The organism is Pseudomonas pohangensis (assembly GCF_900105995.1).
Lineage (GTDB): Bacteria > Pseudomonadota > Gammaproteobacteria > Pseudomonadales > Pseudomonadaceae > Aquipseudomonas > Aquipseudomonas pohangensis.
On the sequence record NZ_LT629785.1, the window covers coordinates 1,077,280 to 1,094,902 of the forward strand.

The following is a 17,623-nucleotide window of genomic DNA, read 5'->3' on the forward strand; positions in this document are numbered from 1 at the left end:
TATGAAAAAGGCCAATTCCCCAATAAATGCAGAAGCTAGCCCATCGCACGGCAATTCTATCACCAGCACGGCCCCGACCAAGATAGCCTGTGTGCTGGAATATATGGTGTTCACTGGATCGCTCAACACCTTTGAAGGCGAGCGGGAGGTGGGCGACCACTCTTTGCCGTCAACCATTAGCGATCTGGCCAACGGTTACGGTCTGAGCATTACGCGCACCGATGAAAAGGTGCCGACCAGATGGGGTCGACCTACCATCGTAACCCGCTACAGCATCCCTGACAGCGAGCACATGAAAGCCAAAGTAGTGCTGGCGATACTGTGCAAGCGCTCCAAGCAAAGCCCAGTGGTGACTCATGAATAATCCGGAGATTCAGTTCCGTGACGCCATGCAAGTCACGCTAGGGCCGTTGGATTTGTTGCCTGTACCAGACAGCAATATTCACCGCTTTCACGTTCCTGGCGATAAGGCCGGCACGGTAAATGGTTGGTACATTTTGCACGCTGATCGCATTGCCGTTGGCGTATATGGCAGCTGGAGGGCTGGCGGCTCGCAAACCTGGAGCAGCCGCCAACCTGCTGACCATCTTGAGGCTGTGTTAATCCGCCAGCGTATAGAGCAAGCCAAGCATAAGCGCGAAGCCGAGCAGTACCAGCGCAACCAAGCCGCTGCCGAGAATGCCAATCGCCTATGGCGTGACGCCCGCTGTGCCGATCCTCAGCACCCGTACTTGATTGCCAAGGGGGTTATGCCGCACAGCCTGCGCCAGCGTGGTGCTGTGCAGCTAGTGCCGTTGTACCTAAATGGCGAGTTGGTGAATCTGCAACGCATCTTTCCGGATGGCAGCAAACGGTTCTTAAGGGGCGGCATGGTCAAAGGCTGTTACTCGCCCATTGGCAGCATCGAGCCGGGCCGACCGCTGTACATCTGCGAAGGCTGGGCAACGGGCGCAACGCTTTACGAAGAAACAGGTGCTGCCGTCGCCTGCGCCATGAATGCCAACAATCTGCTGGAAGCTGGGCGCCGCCTGCAACTCCGTCACCCGGACGCTCTGTTGATTATCGCCGGAGATGACGACCGCCAAACCGAAGGAAACCCCGGCAAGACAGCAGCCAGTAAGGCAGCTGCCGCGCTGGGCTCTGAACTGATCATGCCGCCATGGTCGGGTGCTGAGCCGCTGACCTGCTCCGATTTCAACGATCTACGCCAATGGAGGAACGCCCAATGAGCGCTGCCGGACCAACATTATCTCTTGTGCCGCCGGCTACCTCACCAGCGATTGCGCCTGAGCGGCCTTGCTGGGGCGCGTATGAAAGCTGGGTGGTGAATGAGGCTGGCCGCAAGCTGCGCCCTGGTGTGTACTGGCATGGCTTCAAACGTGCCGCCGCTGATGACGACTGCGAGGAAAGCGCACGACCCATAGTTGACGATTGGCTAGCCACCCCCATGACCGTGATAGCACGCACCACCAATAGCGATGACGGCAGCGAAGGTCGACTACTGCGCCTGTTGACCGACAGCGGTTACAAGGAATGGATCATCCCTATGGAGGTGTTTGGCGGTAGTGGCGAAGATGCTCGCCGTGCGCTGTTTGGTATGGGTGCAATCATCGCCCCACGCAAACGCGGCCAGTTTATGGAGTACCTGCTAGAGCAGCGCCCAGCGCAAACCATCACCACCACCGCGCGGCCAGGCTGGCATGTCTCTGGCGCGTTTGTGCTGCCCCACCGCACCATCGGCAGCGATACCGTTCGTTATCAGGCTGGGGCACGCAGCCTCAACCTGTACAGCACCAGCGGCACACTAGAGCAGTGGAAAGCTGAAGTGGCGGCTAAATGCGCTGGCAATCCGGTACTGACTTTGGCTATCGGCTGCGCACTGGCCGGCCCATTGCTGACCTTGGTTGGCGTAGTCGGTGGTGGCGTTCACTTAGTTGGCGATAGCTCAAGCGGTAAGTCCCTGGCGCAGTTGGTGGGATCGTCGGTGTGGGGTGATCCTGGTGTATTTGCCGCTAGCTGGGATATGAGCAAAGGCGGGCTTGAGATTGAAGCGTCCAGTCGGAATGACACCATCCTGCCGCTGGACGAAATCAAGCGCGCAGACCCCAAGCAGGTACAGGCAATGGCCTACTCCCTCGCCAACGGGCAGGGCAAAGGCACCATGACCCGAGAGCGCGAGGGCCGCCCAAAGCTCACGTGGAGGCTTCTGGCGCTGTCCAGTGGTGAGCGCTCACTGTCTGAGCACGCCGCCATATCCGGCAACGCTGCCCATGCAGGTGCCGAGTTGCGCATGGTGGACGTTAACGCAGGCACTCGCACACACCGCGCCTTTGACCAATTGCACGGACTTGAGGGTGCGGACTTCCACCGTCTGTTGACTGTTGCAGTGGGGCGCCAGCACGGCCACCTAGGCCCGGAGTTTGTCGAGCGACTGCTGACAGCCGATGACCGTCCCGGCCTACTGCAAGACTTCGCCAAGTTGCGCGCCCAGTTCGTGGAAGACAATGCTCAAGCAGGACGAGTGGCCGACCGCTTTGCTGTGATAGCTCTAGCTGGGGAAATGGCCATTGCTTACGGCCTTCTGCCTTGGGCTGCTGGTGATGCCTTGGCTGACTGTCAGTTGCTGTATGGCGAATGGCTGAGTCGAGTAGGCAGCGGCAACGCCGAAGACCGACAAATACTGGCCGGCGTTCTCGACTTTATCGACAAGCACGGCAGTAGTCGGTTCTCTGACGTAGATGAGGCAACTCTGGACGCCAAGGTATTCAACCGCGCCGGATATTGGGAATTGATTGGAAGCAAACGGCTGTACCTATTCCACAAGTCGGCACTGGTGGAAGCAGCACATGGTTATGGCATAAGTCGCATCGTCAAAGCGCTGGAAGGTGCCGGGGCACTTGTCGGACGTGATACCGACCGCAAAACCAAAAACTACCGGCTCCCCGGTGGAGGGCAATCACGACTGTATGTGATCGATCCGGCGACCATGGATGGAGAGGTGACAGGGGCATGATCACATCCAAAACAGCACCTACCGGCGTAAACCAATTACACAGGAACCTAAAATCACTGGCAACAGTGGCAACAACGACAACGGGCTTGCGGAACGGGGCTTACAGCCGTTGCCGCTTAATAAAAGAAGTGGCAACAGGTGGCAACACAAACTCGTTTTTGAATATAGGTTGCCTACACAGGCCGCTGTTTTGGTTATTACTGTTGCCGGTAAAAAAGCAGCGGCAACAAAACATGGGCATTGGCAGCGCCTGGAAGGCCCGTAATCCGTGGCTGCTGCCATTGTTGCCGCTGTTGCCTGTGTTTTTGAAACTAGAGGAGCATGTGTGTTCGTGTTTTTCGGAAGTGGGTGCGACATGAGCCTGCTGTCTGACCTGTTTGCCAAGATCGAAAAAGGGGGCGCGCCACGTTTTGTCGCTAATGAAAACGTAGCGCTCAGAGCAGCGCCAGCGGCACACCCTGATCTGAACCAGCAACACAGCAGCGAGAGCGCGCAAGAGTGTGTAGATCAACGCCGTGCGCAGAAACCGGCTCACGCGCAGCATCTACCTATGCTGATACTTGAGGCCAAGCAGTTTGATAACCCTGCGCCGTACTACATAAAGACAGCCGCCACGGCTTCATCTGAATGGATTGCTGCGCGTGACCAGTGGCACAACCACTTTGCAGCGTGCGGCGCCTGCCATGCGCCTACGGGACGGTATTGTGCCGCTGGTGCCGAACTGCGTCAGCGATATAACGCGCTAACTGAAGAACAAGCACCATGAGCAGCAATCAAGCCGAGTTGCGTAGGCTGGTTGGTAGCTCTCTCTGCCGTAATGCCTCCGGGATGGTTGGCCAGCCCTGTAGCTGACAAGGTCGACCTCGATCAGAATTTTGTGTTTGCACCCTCGAAGTTGGTGCGTAATTGCATCGCAACTGACCTGCCGTTTGCATTCGATTTGACCCGGTATGCGCATTCGCGCTGACACAGCATTGTAATTGATGGGCCTGTCAGTAGGCGCCACCAAGAGTGCGTCAGCCAAGCATTGAAGGACTGCGACCCGTAGGAGGCGCTCAAATTTATCGACAAAGCAGGGTTATTTCATCTCAATTAAAACTACTGCCCGAGCTTTAATCGAGCCGTTTCTCCCGTAGCGAACGGCTTTGTATCTACAGGATAGCCATTAAAGGCGACCTGAGCGCCTGGGGTGTAGCCTAAGCGCACCTCCAAAGGCAATTTGGCAGCAACAAGCAAGCTCTCACCAGGACGCTTCAGGCCGTTGAACAAGACCTTGCCATCCGCATCGCTCACCTGTGTCCAGCAAATATTGGTAAAGCTAATAGATAGCAGCCCCTCGCCCGGGCCAGCGACTACAGGACCAGTCTTAACTGCAGCGGGAGGAATCACAGGGGCGGGGGCAGGAGCAATAGAAACGGCAGCAGGCACTGCTACTGAAGTGGACACTGGCATAGGGGGGGCAATAGGGTAAATCGATGTTTCAGCTTGCGAATGAGTGCTTGTAGTTTTTATCGGCCCAGTAAGAAAGATACTCGTAATTAAAACCACCACCAGAACAATAGCTCCGAATGCCCACAAGGGCTTGCGCAGAGTTCTTGATCGAACTTCCGTGGGTTTATCACTTGGGGTCATTGTTGGCGCTTCAGGTGCGGATTCCGGTGCTTTATCTACAGCCTCAGCGCTGCGCTTGGCACTCAGTGAGTCATCATACTTTTTGCGCAGTACAGGATCAGAAAGCACTTCAAAGCTACTGGTGATTATTTTAAAGTTACGATCTGCTTTCGCGCTCTGTTCCAAATTCTTATCAGGGTGCCACTTCTGGGCGAGTACCTTGTAAGCAGCCCTGATTACTTCAGCCCCGGCAGTCTCCGTAATTTGCAGATTTTCGTAGTGTGTTCGCATTCCGCTTGTCCATTCAATGAGATTTAAGATGCGCACACACACAGCGAGTGCGGTAGGCTCTAAGCATGACGCAAATCACCGACCAATTGCGATTCAACGGCTTGCTGCAGTACCAAATCGCAGCCCCGATCGTTCGCAAAAAGCGGGGCTTTTTTTGGTCGAGAGACAGCAGCTCGCCTGGCTGAAACGTATCAAGGCCGTAGTGGTGCAAAACCTTGTGACGTAATGTTCTGTAGGCATCGACAGCTGACGACAGATGATCGGCGGTAACGTTAGATAGTTCTCGTCAGGGGCAGCTTGACCCTTTGATGGTTCTGATTTTTGAGATTGATCCTGCTGGGATTTAGGGCTCACCTTTTGTTTGCCTGATCTGATATTCGGTCGCCATGTTCGCTGCGTAGCTTTTTTGCCAGATCGCGGCTTTGCTATCGTTTTATCTAGGTCGTTGTTGCGGCGAGCTATGTCACGCGCAACCGAATATTTGGCAGTGTCCATCGTCGTGCCAGTGGCGACCTTCTTGTTAGGCTCATGGATTTTCTGGATTAAAGTTTCTTCAAGCCCTGCGTAGGGGGTTGCAGTCGGGTCAAGCCCATCAGCTTGAACAGCCGCTTCAACCCAGTTCGACGCGGCGCCTTTACAACAAAGCCGTGCGCGGCTCCCTCCTTGGGCAATTGGAGCCTTCTGGGCTGGAGCTATTCACGGCTTTTTTGTACGTGCCTATAAAGCAGCCGCACTACTCCGTGTCGTTAGTTTTCTTGACCGGGGGGCAGTAAATAAGCTCGCCATTAAGGCCGTGAGCAAAGACACCGCTGCCGCCAGACTTGTATTCACCAGTTACGCAACGCTTCCAGTTGAAGAGTGCGAGTCCGCGGCTAGTAAGGGCGCGAAGTCGGGGGAGGTTGAGGCGACTCATTAGGATGGCGAGACCCATATGGATGGAGGAGCGCATGGTTTCAACGTAAATCGGCAATTGTAGAGCTAAGCATTGCGCGTTACATTGCGAGTACATTAGTAATCACAATAATAGGTCGCAATGAAAACTGCCACCCTAAACCTTCGAATCAATCCAGCACTAAAAGAAGCTGTGCGTATCGCCGCCAATCGAGAGCACCGCAGCATTGCCAATTTGGTCGAGGTGTTGATTCGCCAGCATTGCGAGCAAGCAGGCATCAGTATTCCAGATCAGGCTGAGCTGTTCCCTGGAGACTCTGCTGATGAATGAGCGCGAGCTGAAGTTGTTGCTTGAGGCAGGGGCCATCAAGGCCGTCCTGCTAATTGCGCAAGGTGCTGCTTTCCATCTGGAGATTAAAACTGCAGGCGCCCTTAAAGTGTTGATGACCGGGCGCGGGGAGGTTCGGCTGTGGCGATCTTTAGATTCCTGCGTCAAGTGGTTGCGCAAGGCCGGAATTGGCCAGGCCACGATTCAAATTGATCAGTGGCAGCCAGATCAAAAACCACTTGAGCTAAATCGGAGCAGAAAAAATGCATACTGAAACTCTGCTGCTTGAGTTCATGGCAGGAATTAATGACGCGCTCAAGAGTGACGACTCGGAAACAGCAAAACTGGAAGCCATCTACCGAGTAAAGCAATGGGCAGAAGATGAGTACGCGAAGCTGAGTATTGGCGAACAGAAACCTTGGTTGGATGGCGACAATTGAAGGGGAAGGACATGCGTACTCACTACGACAACCTGCACATAGCTGAGACTGCCAGTATTGAGGTGGTCAAGGCTGCATACAAAGCGTTAGCCCAGAAGTGGCACCCAGATAAGCACCCAGACCAAAGAGAGAAGGCTGAACGCTATTTCAATATCATCTGCCGAGCCTTTGAGGTGATTTCTGACCCCGTACAGCGCCGCAAATACGATGCTTATCTGGTGAAGCAACGTAGCGAAAAAGACGACGACTCGGCACCGGAGCCAGTCAAAGAGCCGCCACCGATGACGCCTGCTCAACGTGCCAGCGAAGCATTTCAAGACGGGAAGCGCTCACGAGAGCAAGGATTTTCGGCGTTTGGCTGCCCTTATCAGGACGAAATTCTTGCTGGCGCCTGGCAGCGAGGGTATCAGTCTGCCGCCCCCGGAAAGCAGGAACCACAGTCACAGCCTGTTTCTGCAAAATCCAATCTGCTTGAGCGGTTGTGGCGGGGGGAAGCTGGCCTGACTAAAACATTCTTCCTGTATGGCGTTGTCGGGTTTGTGGTGGTTTTTGTCATCAGCATGCTTGTTGCCACCTTGTTTGCTTCGGACTCAAAAGATATTGGCCGCATAATTCGAACAGCCCAACTGTTCTACCTCCCTTATTTGGTTTTCATACTTATTTGCAACTTCCGGGCCTTGGTTCGGGCTATGTCTGGCAAGAAAATTGATAGTGGTAAATAGCTACTTGATTCGGCCGCCACGCGAGAGGTAACTGCAACTACGCATCAAGTACTTTCAGCTACTCAGCCAACCTCAAATGGCAAAATCCTTTCCGTGCGGGTGAATAGCGCATTGCCAAGGGCGCGTTTGGCTCTGACTCCAAGGTATCGAAGGCAGCCCTCTACAAGACAGGGGGCTGCCCGTTACACTTCTGCCACTAAATACGCCAAATACAAAAACGATGACGCTCCCCAATAGGCAAGATGCCAAATGAATGCAGTTGAAATTGAGTCCGCCATATCAGACCTCGCACTTGAACCTTTTGACGCAGCGGAATTCCCGTATGCCTTCCTGGCCGCGTTTGGTAATAAAGACACCACGCTTAAGCGCCTGCGCGCGGGTAATAACAACGCCTCGGACGTGCCCGGCGGCGTGCTACTGCGCAGCAACATTCATATTGCTGCCTGTGCGCCAGGCACCGTAGGCGAAACGCTTAAGACGTTGCGGGCCAGCCCGGCCACTACTAAAGCCAAAGCCAAGTTCATTCTCGCCACCGACGGGCAAACCCTGGAGGCTGAAGAGCTGAGCACGGGTGAAACCATCGCCTGCGATTATGAGGACTTTCCCAACCACTTCGGCTTCCTGCTACCGCTGGCTGGCATCTCCACCATCAAGGAGATCAAGGAAAACCCTATCGACGTGCGCGCCACCAGCCGCCTGAACAAGCTGTACGTCGAGCTGCTCAGCGAGAACCCGGACTGGGCCAGAGCCGAGCGCCGTGCCGACATGAACCACTTCATGGCGCGGCTGGTGTTCTGTTTCTTTGCGGAAGACACTGACATTTTTCAGGGCGATGGTCTGTTTACCAAGACGGTTGAGCAGTACAGCGAACGTGACGGCTCTAACAGCCATGAAGTGCTGTCGGAAATTTTCCGTGCCATGGACCTCAAACTGGCCGAGCGCCCGAGTGCCGAGCCGCGCTTGCCTGGCTGGGCGAATAAATTCCCCTATGTGAATGGCGGCCTGTTCGCAGGCTCAACCGAGACGCCGCGCTTTACCCGCATGGCGCGTACTTACCTGGTGCACGCCGGCAACCTGAACTGGCAAAAAATCAATCCGGACATCTTCGGCAGCATGATCCAGGCCGTGGCCGATGATGAAGAGCGCGGCGCGTTGGGCATGCATTACACCAGCGTCCCCAACATCCTCAAGGTGCTGAATCCGCTGTTTTTGGATGACCTGCGCGGGCAACTGGAGGCGGCCGGCGACAACAAGGCCAAGCTACTCAATCTGCGCAAACGCATAGCGCGTATCCGTGTATTTGATCCAGCCTGCGGCTCCGGAAACTTTCTGGTGATTGCTTACAAGCAGATGCGCGAGATCGAAGCCGCGATCAATCAGCGTCGCGGTGAGGCTCACAATAAATCGGAAATCCCGCTGACTAACTTCCGTGGCATTGAGTTACGCGACTTTCCAGCCGAGATTGCTCGCCTGGCGCTGATCATTGCCGAGTACCAGTGCGACGTGCTGTATCGCGGCCAGCAGGATGCGTTAGAAGAGTTTCTGCCGCTGGATACGCAGAACTGGATTATCTGTGGCAATGCGCTACGGCTGGATTGGTTGAGCATCTGTCCGCCCACGGGAACGGGCGTAAAAGTGCTTGCAGACGACTTATTCGGTACGCCGCTGGATCAGTCGGAAATCGAATTCGAGAACGAAGGCGGTGAGACATATATTTGTGGAAATCCGCCGTACAAGGGAAGTAAGTATCAGTCCACAGAACAAAAAAATGATTTGAAAGAGGTTTTCAAAAACACAAAAGCTGGCTGGAAGTCTCTCGATTATGTTTCAGGCTGGCTAATCAAAGCAAAGGAATATGGGCGTCACGTCAAGTCGGCCTTTGCATTTGTGACAACAAATTCAATCTGCCAGGGAATTCAAGTGCCAGAGCTCTGGCCGCATTTGATTCGGGACAATTTCGAGATTAACTTTGCCTACACCTCTTTTAAGTGGAGCAACCTTGCAAGCAACAAGGCTGGCGTTACTGTAGTCATCGTTGGAATGTCAAACTACTCAAAGTCCGACAGAAAGATTTTTAGCTTAGACGATAAAGGGCTCGCGACGGCCGCTAGGACTGTTCCAAACATAAATGCCTACCTTATTTCTGGCCACAACATTTTCATTCAAAAGAAATCCAGACGAACTGACAATGTTTCAAACATGGACTTTGGAAACAAGGCGGTTGATGGTGGACATCTTTACCTTGAGCGCGAAACCTTAAAAGACTTACCCGAAGAGGTTTCAAGTAAATTTGTTCGAAAAATCTATGGGGCAACCGAGCTTATAAAGGGTATTCCTAGGTTTTGTCTTTGGATTCCTGACTCAGAAGTGGAGTATGCACAAGAGAACTCTCTTATCGCGTCTCGACTAAACCTTGTCAGAGAAATGAGGCTGACAAGTGAGAAGCTGCCCACTCGTCGTGGAGCAGAGCAACCGCATAAATTTGAAGAGCGTCGGCAGCGCGGAGGCGAAAAAATAATAGCCCTCCCCCGTATTACTTCCGAAAATCGAGAATACCTGCCTGTTGGCCTGCTAGATTCCGGAACAATCGTTAGCAGTCAACTCTTTGCCTTTTACAACGAAGACGTTTTTCTTTTCGCGCTATTGGTTTCTCGATTGCACTGGGTATGGATGGCAACTGTTTGCGCCAGAATGCGAACTGACTTCAGTTACTCGAACACCCTCGGCTGGAACACCTTCCCCATCCCGCTGCTCACCGAGCAAAACAAGGCTGATCTAACCGCCTGCGCCGAGGCCATCCTGCTGGCCCGCGAAGTCCATTTTCCGGCCACCATCGCCGACTTGTACGACGCGGAAACCATGCCGGACAACTTGCGTCATGCCCACGAGCGCAACGATGAGGTGCTGGAACGCATTTATATTGGTCGCCGCTTCAAAAACGACACTGAACGGCTGGAAAAGCTGTTTGAGCTTTATACCAATATGACGGCAGGCCAAGCCAAAGCCGCACCCAGAACAAAAAAGGAAAAAAGCGCATGACGGAATCCTTGCGGAACCCGACGAATGCCTACACCGTCCCGTCGGTATCCATCACCATCGCGCACACCGGGGCTTCCAGCAAAGCCAATGAACTGGGTATGCGTACCATGCAAGAGCGCGCCTATGCCAAGCGTGGTGAGCAATATTTGCTGATCAAATCACCGCCCGCATCGGGCAAGTCCCGCGCATTGATGTTCATTGCGCTGGATAAGCTGCATAACCAGGGCTTACAACAGGCCATTGTCGTGGTGCCTGAGCGCTCCATTGGTGGCAGCTTCGCCGATGAACCGCTGAGTTCGTTCGGCTTCTACTGGGACTGGCAAGTAGCCCCGCAGTGGAACCTGTGTAATGCACCAGGAATCGACGAGCCGCGTGTAGCTAAGTCCAAGGTGCAAGCTGTGCGAGCTTTCCTGGCAAGCACGGACCAGACGCTGGTCTGCACTCATGCCACCTTCCGTTTTGCTGTGGAAGAGTTGGGCATCGAAGCCTTCGACAATCGCCTGATCGCCATTGATGAGTTTCACCACGTTTCCGCTAATCCAGACAGCATTCTGGGTAGTCAGCTAAGCGCGTTGATCGAGCGCGATAAAGTGCACTTGGTGGCCATGACGGGCTCGTATTTTCGGGGCGACGGCGAGGCTGTGCTGGCCCCGGAGGAAGAATCCAAGTTTGAGACGGTAACCTACACCTACTACGAGCAACTCAATGGTTACCGCTGGCTAAAGTCGCTGGACATCGGTTATTTCTTTTACACCGGCCGCTATGTGGATGCGGTCGCCAAGGTGCTTGATCCAGCGCTGAAAACCATCGTCCATATCCCCAATGTAAATGCTCGTGAAAGCCTCAAAGACAAGGAACGTGAGGTCAACGAAATCATGGGGGCACTTGGTGAATGGCAAGGTGTCGATACTGCAACCGGCTTTCATCTCATCAAAGCCAAGGATGGTCGTACGCTGAAAGTGGCCGACCTGGTGGATGACAGCGACGCAGCAAGGCGCTCCAAGGTGCTTGGCTCCCTCAAAGACCCTGCACAAAAGAACAACCGCGATAACGTCGATGTGATCATTGCGTTAGGTATGGCGAAGGAAGGTTTTGACTGGATCTGGTGCGAGCATGCACTAACCATCGGCTACCGTTCGAGTCTGACTGAAATCGTGCAAATCATTGGTCGCGCTACGCGTGATGCTGAGGGTAAAGAGCGCTCCCGATTCACTAACCTGATCGCAGAGCCGGCAGCAGATCAGGCAGCGGTGGCTGAGGCCGTAAACGACATGCTCAAAGCCATCTCCGCGAGCTTGCTGATGGAGCAAGTACTGGCCCCGAGGTATGAGTTCACCCCTAAGAACACTGGCCCGAAGGAAGGCTTTGATTACGGCGACGAAGGTTACAAAAACGACGGCCACAACATCGGCGTGAACAAAGATACAGGCCAGATTCATGTGGAGATAAACGGGCTTTCCACGCCAAGTAGCCCAGAAGCAACGCGCATCTGCAAGGAAGACCTTAACGAAGTCGTTACCAGCTTCCTGCAAGACAAAACCGTGGTGGAGCGCGGCCTGTTTGACAAAGAAAACACTTTGCCGGAAGAGCTGACCCAGCTGCGAATGGGCAAGATCGTACGCGAGCGCTACCCGGACTTGAGCGATAGCGATCAGGAAGCAATCCGCCAACACGCCATCGCCGCGATGAACATCACCCAGCAGGCCAAGTTGGCCTTGGGCCAGGCCGATACTAACGGCTCTGACGCCATACAAGGCAGCACGGCGCTGCTGGATGGCGTACGCAAGTTCATCAACGTGCGCGACCTGGATATTGATCTGATCGACCGCATCAATCCCTTCGATGCCGCCTATGCCGTGCTGGCGAAAGCGATGGATGAAAAATCCCTGCGCCAAGTGCAAGCCAGCATAGCTGCCAAGAAGGTGAGTATTCCTGAAGACGAAGCCCGAGAGCTGGCAAGGCGTGCCCTTCAGTTCAAGAATGAGCGTGGCCGTCTGCCGGACATCTACTCCGCCGACGCCTGGGAAAAGCGTATGGCTGAAGGTGTAGCCGCATTGGCACGCTACCGCGCCCAAGCGAAGGCTAAAGCGGCGTCGGGAGAGTCTGCCAATGGCTGACATGAATGATGATGATTTGCTGGATGCGCTAGGGGTCGAAGTACCTTTACTCAAGACAGCCAATCGAACCCCGCGCGAAGAACGCATCATCGCCGGTTTCGAGGACATTCTGCGCTTTCACCAAGCCCACGGCCGCGCCCCTTTGCATGGTGAAAACCGCGACATCTTCGAGCGCTTGTATGCCGTGCGCCTGGACCAACTTCGCAAGTTGCCCGAGGCGCAAACCCTGCTGGCTGAGCTGGATAGCCCAGGGTTGCTGTCAGGAGCCTCGGTCGCCACAGTAAATGTGGATGACCTGGACGAAGACGCTTTGCTGGCGGAGCTGGGCATCGGCAGTGAATCCGCCGACCAGGACGACATCACCGTACTACGGCATGTGCGATCCCATGCTGCGATAAAGGCGGCGGAAGAAATCGCCGCCCGAACCCCATGTAAAGACTTTGAGAGGTTTAAACCACTGTTTGATGAGGTGGACACGGGCCTCAAGCAAAAATCGTGGATAACCAAGCCCTTTGGCAAGAATGCCAGCATCGAGGTTGGGGATTTTTTCATCCTCAGCGGATTGATCGCTTATGTCGCCGAGATAGGCGACACCTACAAGACACCAAATGCGGAGATGAATGGACGGTTGCGCGTCATTTACTCCAATGAGACGGAAAGCGATCTGCTACTGCGATCTTTGCAGCGGGCGCTCTACAAAGACAGCGAGGGGCGTGCAGGGTCTCGCGTCATCAAGGTCGATGCCGGCCCGATGTTCAGCGATAGTGCGGAGCCGGACGACATAGCAAGCGGCACCATCTATGTACTGAGAAGCCAATCCGACCACCCCTTCGTCACCGAACACCGCGAGCTGATCCACAAGATTGGCGTGACCGGCGGCAAAGTGGAAACCCGCATCGCCGGCGCAAACAAAGATGCCACTTACTTGTTGGCCGACGTGGAAGTGGTCGCCACCTACAAACTGCACAACCTGAATCGCACCCGGCTGGAAAACATCTTCCACCGTCTGTTCGGTGCCGCACAGCTGGACCTAACCATCGAAGACCGCTTCGGCCACCCGGTTAAGCCGAGGGAGTGGTTCCTGGTGCCGCTCCAGGTGATTGACGAGGCGGTTGAGCGTATTCGGGATGGATCGATTACCAATGTGAGCTATGACCCGCAAACAGCTCGATTGGTCGATAAAAAAGATCAATAAGCTGGCAGGGCGTGATGCTATCACTCCATTTAATGTCTATTTGTAGTTAGGTGTGAAATCCAGGAGGCATGCATTGGAACATTCCCACGAGGATCTTGATTGGCACACCATATACGAGGGGAGTGGCTCAGTCGCCGACAATAGCTGGATCGAAGAAGTCGCATATCTTGGAAGCGAGAAATGGTTACTGAGGCTTTACGATGATCCAGCTTGGTCATTTGAGCCTGAGGCACCGATGGAGCCAGAGGCGAAAACCTCCCAAGAGTTAGTGGCTTGGGTTGAGTCAATCGATTCTGCAAGTGACGAGGATGTAATAGAAAAGCCAAGGCAAAAATCTCTATATGAGGCGGCAGTTAATTCAGGCGCAAAAGAGTGCGCCGAACTGCTCGAGAACATCCTCAGAAAACCTTAGATTCAGCCATGGTTTCGGGAGCAGTACGCGCCCGCGCGCGAGGAACACTCAGCCGCTCGTAGTGGGCGTGCCGAATACTGCGACCCGTAACGACATGTCCTGAGTTGATTGCTGTGCACTACCTATCTATGTGTGGATACCTGAATGGATACCTCACTTTCGGATACCGTTACGCTATGAGAGCACGATCTGAGTTGGTACGCACCTTCATGCGCTTCTAAGCTGAGCGCCCGGAAAGTCAATCCGTTCAGTCTGATTGTCGAGAGTAGTTCGGGCTTTCAGCCGTAATGGCTATTTGAAGAGCTTTATTACTACTACAGATAGTAGGGAGCCGGTGATGAGTTTTAGAGTTGTAATAACCGTGGCGTTGCTTTTCTCACCACTTGCACAGGGGCAAGCATTTAAATGCGTGACCCCAGATGGGCAGACGATCTTCTCCCAAGTTCCATGCCCAGTAGAGGTTGGCACAACAACAGAGCTGCGCTTGCCGACTGGCAGCGTGTCTCGGTCTGGCGCTGGCCCCAGCCTTCCTCCGGCGCAGACGGACAACCAGTTGGAGCGTTTGCAAGTTGCTGCAGATTGGGTAATGAATCGTTACCCATTTTTTGATGGCGAATCTCCATCGGCAAATGGGCAGGCAATCACCGAAGTACTTGCACTTCGTGATTCTGAAATTGAAAGGGGAGGAGACCCGGCGGAAGCACTGCTTAATGCGGCAAAGCTGGTTGGGCCGAGGTACGAGGCCACTGAGGCAATTCGAAGATATGACGCTGCGGCCTCTATAAAGCAATCATCCTCACCACGTTCAAGCATGAAAGTGACCATCGTGGAGGATAGTTCCCGATCAGAGGCGGGATATAGGGAAAGAATCGAAAAGCAGCTTGAGTCTTTACCGAGTGAGACAGCCGAGCGCTTCAGGTTGGCGCCACAGAATGCAGACACCCTTCAGCGTGCAAAAGAGGCAGCATCTCAAGCGGATAGGGGTAATGCAGGCGATGCGCTTCGCCTATCCAATAGTGCTGCCAAAAATTCGGCTGAAGGTCGTTCATATTTGGAGGGAAAGCGAGCGGCTGAAGATGCGGTGTTCACCAAGAAAAGGCTGGAGAAACAGCCTGATGCAATAGATCTAAAAACCGGCCAAGTGCTGCCTAATGTGGGCGGCGGAGTCATCGATCCACGAACTGGAAAGTTTTACCCCGATGCTGGTGCCGGGTATGTAGATCCGGAGACCGGTCGGTTTATGCCTAAGCAGTAGTCGCCAAGGCCACGTATGCCCGTTAGGAAGTTGCTCAAATCGATGGGCTTGGCTCTGTTGTAAACAAAGAGCAGGCATTGGTACGAGCCCAGGTACGAACCTCCGCGTGTGTGAGAGGGTACGCAGTACGCACTAATGGTACGCACCCCCTACGTGCGTGAGAGTGTTTGCGGTTCGCACTAAGGTTCGCACCCGCTATGTGAGCAAGGTGATCCGAGCAGTGCTAACAATGGTGTACTTGCCGCCATTTGGAGGGGGTGCTTTCCGTTTTAGGTATACGTTTAGGTATACGATTTGTCTTCAAGATACTTGATGTCGAGTGTTTGTTAGGCTGTAGATCGATGTTCGATTCCGGTTCGGACCATTGAGATCCCTACAGGCTTTGATTGTTGCGCACACTGATTTTCGGTGTTGACAGCCTCTTCCACTCCTGTAGAATTCGCCTCCCGCTACCGGCCCTTGGCAAGTAGTCGGGAGTTGCAAGCGGTTGAGATGAAACGAAAATTTCTTCGAAATGTGCTTGACGGATGTAGAGGCTGCTGTAGAATGCGCGGCCTTGGTTGAGGCGAAGGTCTCCTCCAAACGCTCTTTAACAATTTGAATCAAGCAATTCGTGTGGGTGCTTGTGGGGTAAGACTGATCGTCGAATGATTGTCAGCAACACAAGTATCACTGCGAGAAATCATAGTTTTATTTGCGATTGCTGAGCCAAGTTTAGGGTTTTCTCAAAACCCGATCAGTATTGAACTGAAGAGTTTGATCATGGCTCAGATTGAACGCTGGCGGCAGGCCTAACACATGCAAGTCGAGCGGTAGAAGGGAGCTTGCTTCCTTTGAGAGCGGCGGACGGGTGAGTAATGCCTAGGAATCTGCCTGGTAGTGGGGGATAACGTTCGGAAACGGACGCTAATACCGCATACGTCCTACGGGAGAAAGTGGGGGATCTTCGGACCTCACGCTATCAGATGAGCCTAGGTCGGATTAGCTAGTTGGTGAGGTAATGGCTCACCAAGGCGACGATCCGTAACTGGTCTGAGAGGATGATCAGTCACACTGGAACTGAGACACGGTCCAGACTCCTACGGGAGGCAGCAGTGGGGAATATTGGACAATGGGCGCAAGCCTGATCCAGCCATGCCGCGTGTGTGAAGAAGGTCTTCGGATTGTAAAGCACTTTAAGTTGGGAGGAAGGGTAGTAGCTTAATACGTTGCTACTTTGACGTTACCGACAGAATAAGCACCGGCTAACTCTGTGCCAGCAGCCGCGGTAATACAGAGGGTGCAAGCGTTAATCGGAATTACTGGGCGTAAAGCGCGCGTAGGTGGTTATGTAAGTTGAATGTGAAATCCCCGGGCTCAACCTGGGAACTGCATCCAAAACTGCATGGCTAGAGTACGGTAGAGGGTGGTGGAATTTCCTGTGTAGCGGTGAAATGCGTAGATATAGGAAGGAACACCAGTGGCGAAGGCGACCACCTGGACTGATACTGACACTGAGGTGCGAAAGCGTGGGGAGCAAACAGGATTAGATACCCTGGTAGTCCACGCCGTAAACGATGTCAACTAGCCGTTGGGTTCCTTGAGAACTTAGTGGCGCAGCTAACGCATTAAGTTGACCGCCTGGGGAGTACGGCCGCAAGGTTAAAACTCAAATGAATTGACGGGGGCCCGCACAAGCGGTGGAGCATGTGGTTTAATTCGAAGCAACGCGAAGAACCTTACCAGGCCTTGACATGCAGAGAACTTTCCAGAGATGGATTGGTGCCTTCGGGAACTCTGACACAGGTGCTGCATGGCTGTCGTCAGCTCGTGTCGTGAGATGTTGGGTTAAGTCCCGTAACGAGCGCAACCCTTGCCCTTAGTTACCAGCACGTAATGGTGGGCACTCTAAGGGGACTGCCGGTGACAAACCGGAGGAAGGTGGGGATGACGTCAAGTCATCATGGCCCTTACGGCCTGGGCTACACACGTGCTACAATGGTCGGTACAGAGGGTTGCCAAGCCGCGAGGTGGAGCTAATCCCACAAAACCGATCGTAGTCCGGATCGGAGTCTGCAACTCGACTCCGTGAAGTCGGAATCGCTAGTAATCGTGAATCAGAATGTCACGGTGAATACGTTCCCGGGCCTTGTACACACCGCCCGTCACACCATGGGAGTGGGTTGCTCCAGAAGTAGCTAGTCTAACCGCAAGGGGGACGGTTACCACGGAGTGATTCATGACTGGGGTGAAGTCGTAACAAGGTAGCCGTAGGGGAACCTGCGGCTGGATCACCTCCTTAATCGAAGACATCGGCTTCTTCATAAGTA

The 17,623-nt window shown here is 54.0% G+C and carries 15 protein-coding genes and 1 rRNA gene; 15 read left to right on the forward strand and 1 reads right to left on the reverse strand.

All coding sequences use genetic code 11. The features are described 5' to 3' along the window. Position 1: 1 nt before the first annotated feature. Genes BLT89_RS05040 through BLT89_RS17900 form a run of 5 tightly spaced genes read left to right on the forward strand, consistent with a single transcriptional unit; the run spans position 2 to position 3,779 of the window. The gene (locus BLT89_RS05040) at positions 2-364 is read left to right on the forward strand and encodes a hypothetical protein (RefSeq protein WP_090193399.1); all 363 of its coding nucleotides are present in this window, start codon (positions 2-4) and stop codon (positions 362-364) included. Then, positions 357-1,229, forward strand: a complete 873-nt coding sequence (locus tag BLT89_RS05045; protein WP_090193400.1) for a toprim domain-containing protein — start codon at positions 357-359, stop codon at positions 1,227-1,229. The genes BLT89_RS05040 and BLT89_RS05045 overlap by 8 nt, the downstream gene beginning before the upstream one ends. Then, positions 1,226-3,013 carry a DUF927 domain-containing protein gene (locus tag BLT89_RS05050; protein WP_090193401.1) on the forward strand — a complete coding sequence of 596 codons (1,788 nt, stop codon included), beginning with the start codon at positions 1,226-1,228 and terminating at the stop codon, positions 3,011-3,013. Before BLT89_RS05045 ends, BLT89_RS05050 begins: the two co-directional genes overlap by 4 nt. After that, positions 3,010-3,372, forward strand: coding sequence for a hypothetical protein (locus tag BLT89_RS17575; protein ID WP_157718796.1), 363 nt, complete (start codon positions 3,010-3,012; stop codon positions 3,370-3,372). The genes BLT89_RS05050 and BLT89_RS17575 overlap by 4 nt, the downstream gene beginning before the upstream one ends. Then, positions 3,369-3,779, forward strand: coding sequence for a hypothetical protein (locus BLT89_RS17900; protein ID WP_231975063.1), 411 nt, complete (start codon positions 3,369-3,371; stop codon positions 3,777-3,779). The genes BLT89_RS17575 and BLT89_RS17900 overlap by 4 nt, the downstream gene beginning before the upstream one ends. 332 nt (positions 3,780-4,111) lie before the next feature. On the opposite strand, the gene BLT89_RS18060 is transcribed toward BLT89_RS17900, so the two are convergent. After that, positions 4,112-4,915, reverse strand: coding sequence for a RodZ domain-containing protein (locus BLT89_RS18060; RefSeq protein WP_090193402.1), 804 nt, complete (start codon positions 4,913-4,915; stop codon positions 4,112-4,114). Between the two features lie 1,033 nt (positions 4,916-5,948). On the opposite strand from BLT89_RS18060, the gene BLT89_RS05065 reads away from it, so the two are divergent. The 10 genes from BLT89_RS05065 to BLT89_RS05105 all read left to right on the forward strand — a co-directional run bounded on the left by BLT89_RS05065 (position 5,949) and on the right by BLT89_RS05105 (position 17,595). Further along, positions 5,949-6,137, forward strand: coding sequence for a hypothetical protein (locus tag BLT89_RS05065; RefSeq protein WP_090193403.1), 189 nt, complete (start codon positions 5,949-5,951; stop codon positions 6,135-6,137). Continuing rightward, positions 6,130-6,408, forward strand: a complete 279-nt coding sequence (locus tag BLT89_RS05070; RefSeq protein ID WP_090193404.1) for a hypothetical protein — start codon at positions 6,130-6,132, stop codon at positions 6,406-6,408. Before BLT89_RS05065 ends, BLT89_RS05070 begins: the two co-directional genes overlap by 8 nt. Further along, the gene (locus BLT89_RS17580) at positions 6,398-6,574 is read left to right on the forward strand and encodes a hypothetical protein (protein ID WP_157718797.1); all 177 of its coding nucleotides are present in this window, start codon (positions 6,398-6,400) and stop codon (positions 6,572-6,574) included. Before BLT89_RS05070 ends, BLT89_RS17580 begins: the two co-directional genes overlap by 11 nt. Positions 6,575-6,585: 11 nt before the next feature. Continuing rightward, complete coding sequence (locus tag BLT89_RS05075; RefSeq protein ID WP_090193405.1) at positions 6,586-7,296, forward strand: J domain-containing protein; 711 nt, start codon at positions 6,586-6,588, stop codon at positions 7,294-7,296. 249 nt (positions 7,297-7,545) lie between these two features. Continuing rightward, positions 7,546-10,335 carry a class I SAM-dependent DNA methyltransferase gene (locus BLT89_RS05080; protein WP_090193406.1) on the forward strand — a complete coding sequence of 930 codons (2,790 nt, stop codon included), beginning with the start codon at positions 7,546-7,548 and terminating at the stop codon, positions 10,333-10,335. Next, a complete protein-coding gene (locus BLT89_RS05085) occupies positions 10,332-12,452 on the forward strand; it encodes a DEAD/DEAH box helicase (protein WP_090193407.1) in 2,121 nt (706 codons plus the stop codon). The genes BLT89_RS05080 and BLT89_RS05085 overlap by 4 nt, the downstream gene beginning before the upstream one ends. Further along, positions 12,445-13,647, forward strand: a complete 1,203-nt coding sequence (locus BLT89_RS05090; RefSeq protein WP_090193408.1) for a GIY-YIG nuclease family protein — start codon at positions 12,445-12,447, stop codon at positions 13,645-13,647. The genes BLT89_RS05085 and BLT89_RS05090 overlap by 8 nt, the downstream gene beginning before the upstream one ends. A gap of 73 nt (positions 13,648-13,720) precedes the next feature. Next, positions 13,721-14,059, forward strand: coding sequence for a hypothetical protein (locus BLT89_RS05095; protein WP_090193409.1), 339 nt, complete (start codon positions 13,721-13,723; stop codon positions 14,057-14,059). A gap of 337 nt (positions 14,060-14,396) precedes the next feature. Next, on the forward strand, positions 14,397-15,314 hold the full coding sequence (locus BLT89_RS05100) for a DUF4124 domain-containing protein (RefSeq protein ID WP_090193410.1): 918 nt from the start codon (positions 14,397-14,399) through the stop codon (positions 15,312-15,314). A 744-nt stretch (positions 15,315-16,058) separates the two neighbouring features. After that, a 16S ribosomal RNA gene (locus tag BLT89_RS05105) occupies positions 16,059-17,595 on the forward strand. Positions 17,596-17,623 lie beyond the last annotated feature (28 nt).

What these genes read in the sequence shown, in the direction of transcription:
- BLT89_RS18060 (WP_090193402.1), bottom strand. Translation starts at nt 4,915, where the DNA reads ATGCGAACACACTACGAAAATCTGCAAATTACGGAGACTGCCGGGGCT.
- BLT89_RS05085 (WP_090193407.1), top strand. Translation starts at nt 10,332, where the DNA reads ATGACGGAATCCTTGCGGAACCCGACGAATGCCTACACCGTCCCGTCG.
- BLT89_RS05075 (WP_090193405.1), top strand. Translation starts at nt 6,586, where the DNA reads ATGCGTACTCACTACGACAACCTGCACATAGCTGAGACTGCCAGTATT.
- BLT89_RS05065 (WP_090193403.1), top strand. Translation starts at nt 5,949, where the DNA reads ATGAAAACTGCCACCCTAAACCTTCGAATCAATCCAGCACTAAAAGAA.
- BLT89_RS05040 (WP_090193399.1), top strand. Translation starts at nt 2, where the DNA reads ATGAAAAAGGCCAATTCCCCAATAAATGCAGAAGCTAGCCCATCGCAC.
- BLT89_RS05100 (WP_090193410.1), top strand. Translation starts at nt 14,397, where the DNA reads ATGAGTTTTAGAGTTGTAATAACCGTGGCGTTGCTTTTCTCACCACTT.
- BLT89_RS05050 (WP_090193401.1), top strand. Translation starts at nt 1,226, where the DNA reads ATGAGCGCTGCCGGACCAACATTATCTCTTGTGCCGCCGGCTACCTCA.
- BLT89_RS17900 (WP_231975063.1), top strand. Translation starts at nt 3,369, where the DNA reads ATGAGCCTGCTGTCTGACCTGTTTGCCAAGATCGAAAAAGGGGGCGCG.
- BLT89_RS05045 (WP_090193400.1), top strand. Translation starts at nt 357, where the DNA reads ATGAATAATCCGGAGATTCAGTTCCGTGACGCCATGCAAGTCACGCTA.
- BLT89_RS17580 (WP_157718797.1), top strand. Translation starts at nt 6,398, where the DNA reads ATGCATACTGAAACTCTGCTGCTTGAGTTCATGGCAGGAATTAATGAC.
- BLT89_RS05090 (WP_090193408.1), top strand. Translation starts at nt 12,445, where the DNA reads ATGGCTGACATGAATGATGATGATTTGCTGGATGCGCTAGGGGTCGAA.
- BLT89_RS05070 (WP_090193404.1), top strand. Translation starts at nt 6,130, where the DNA reads ATGAATGAGCGCGAGCTGAAGTTGTTGCTTGAGGCAGGGGCCATCAAG.
- BLT89_RS17575 (WP_157718796.1), top strand. Translation starts at nt 3,010, where the DNA reads ATGATCACATCCAAAACAGCACCTACCGGCGTAAACCAATTACACAGG.
- BLT89_RS05080 (WP_090193406.1), top strand. Translation starts at nt 7,546, where the DNA reads ATGAATGCAGTTGAAATTGAGTCCGCCATATCAGACCTCGCACTTGAA.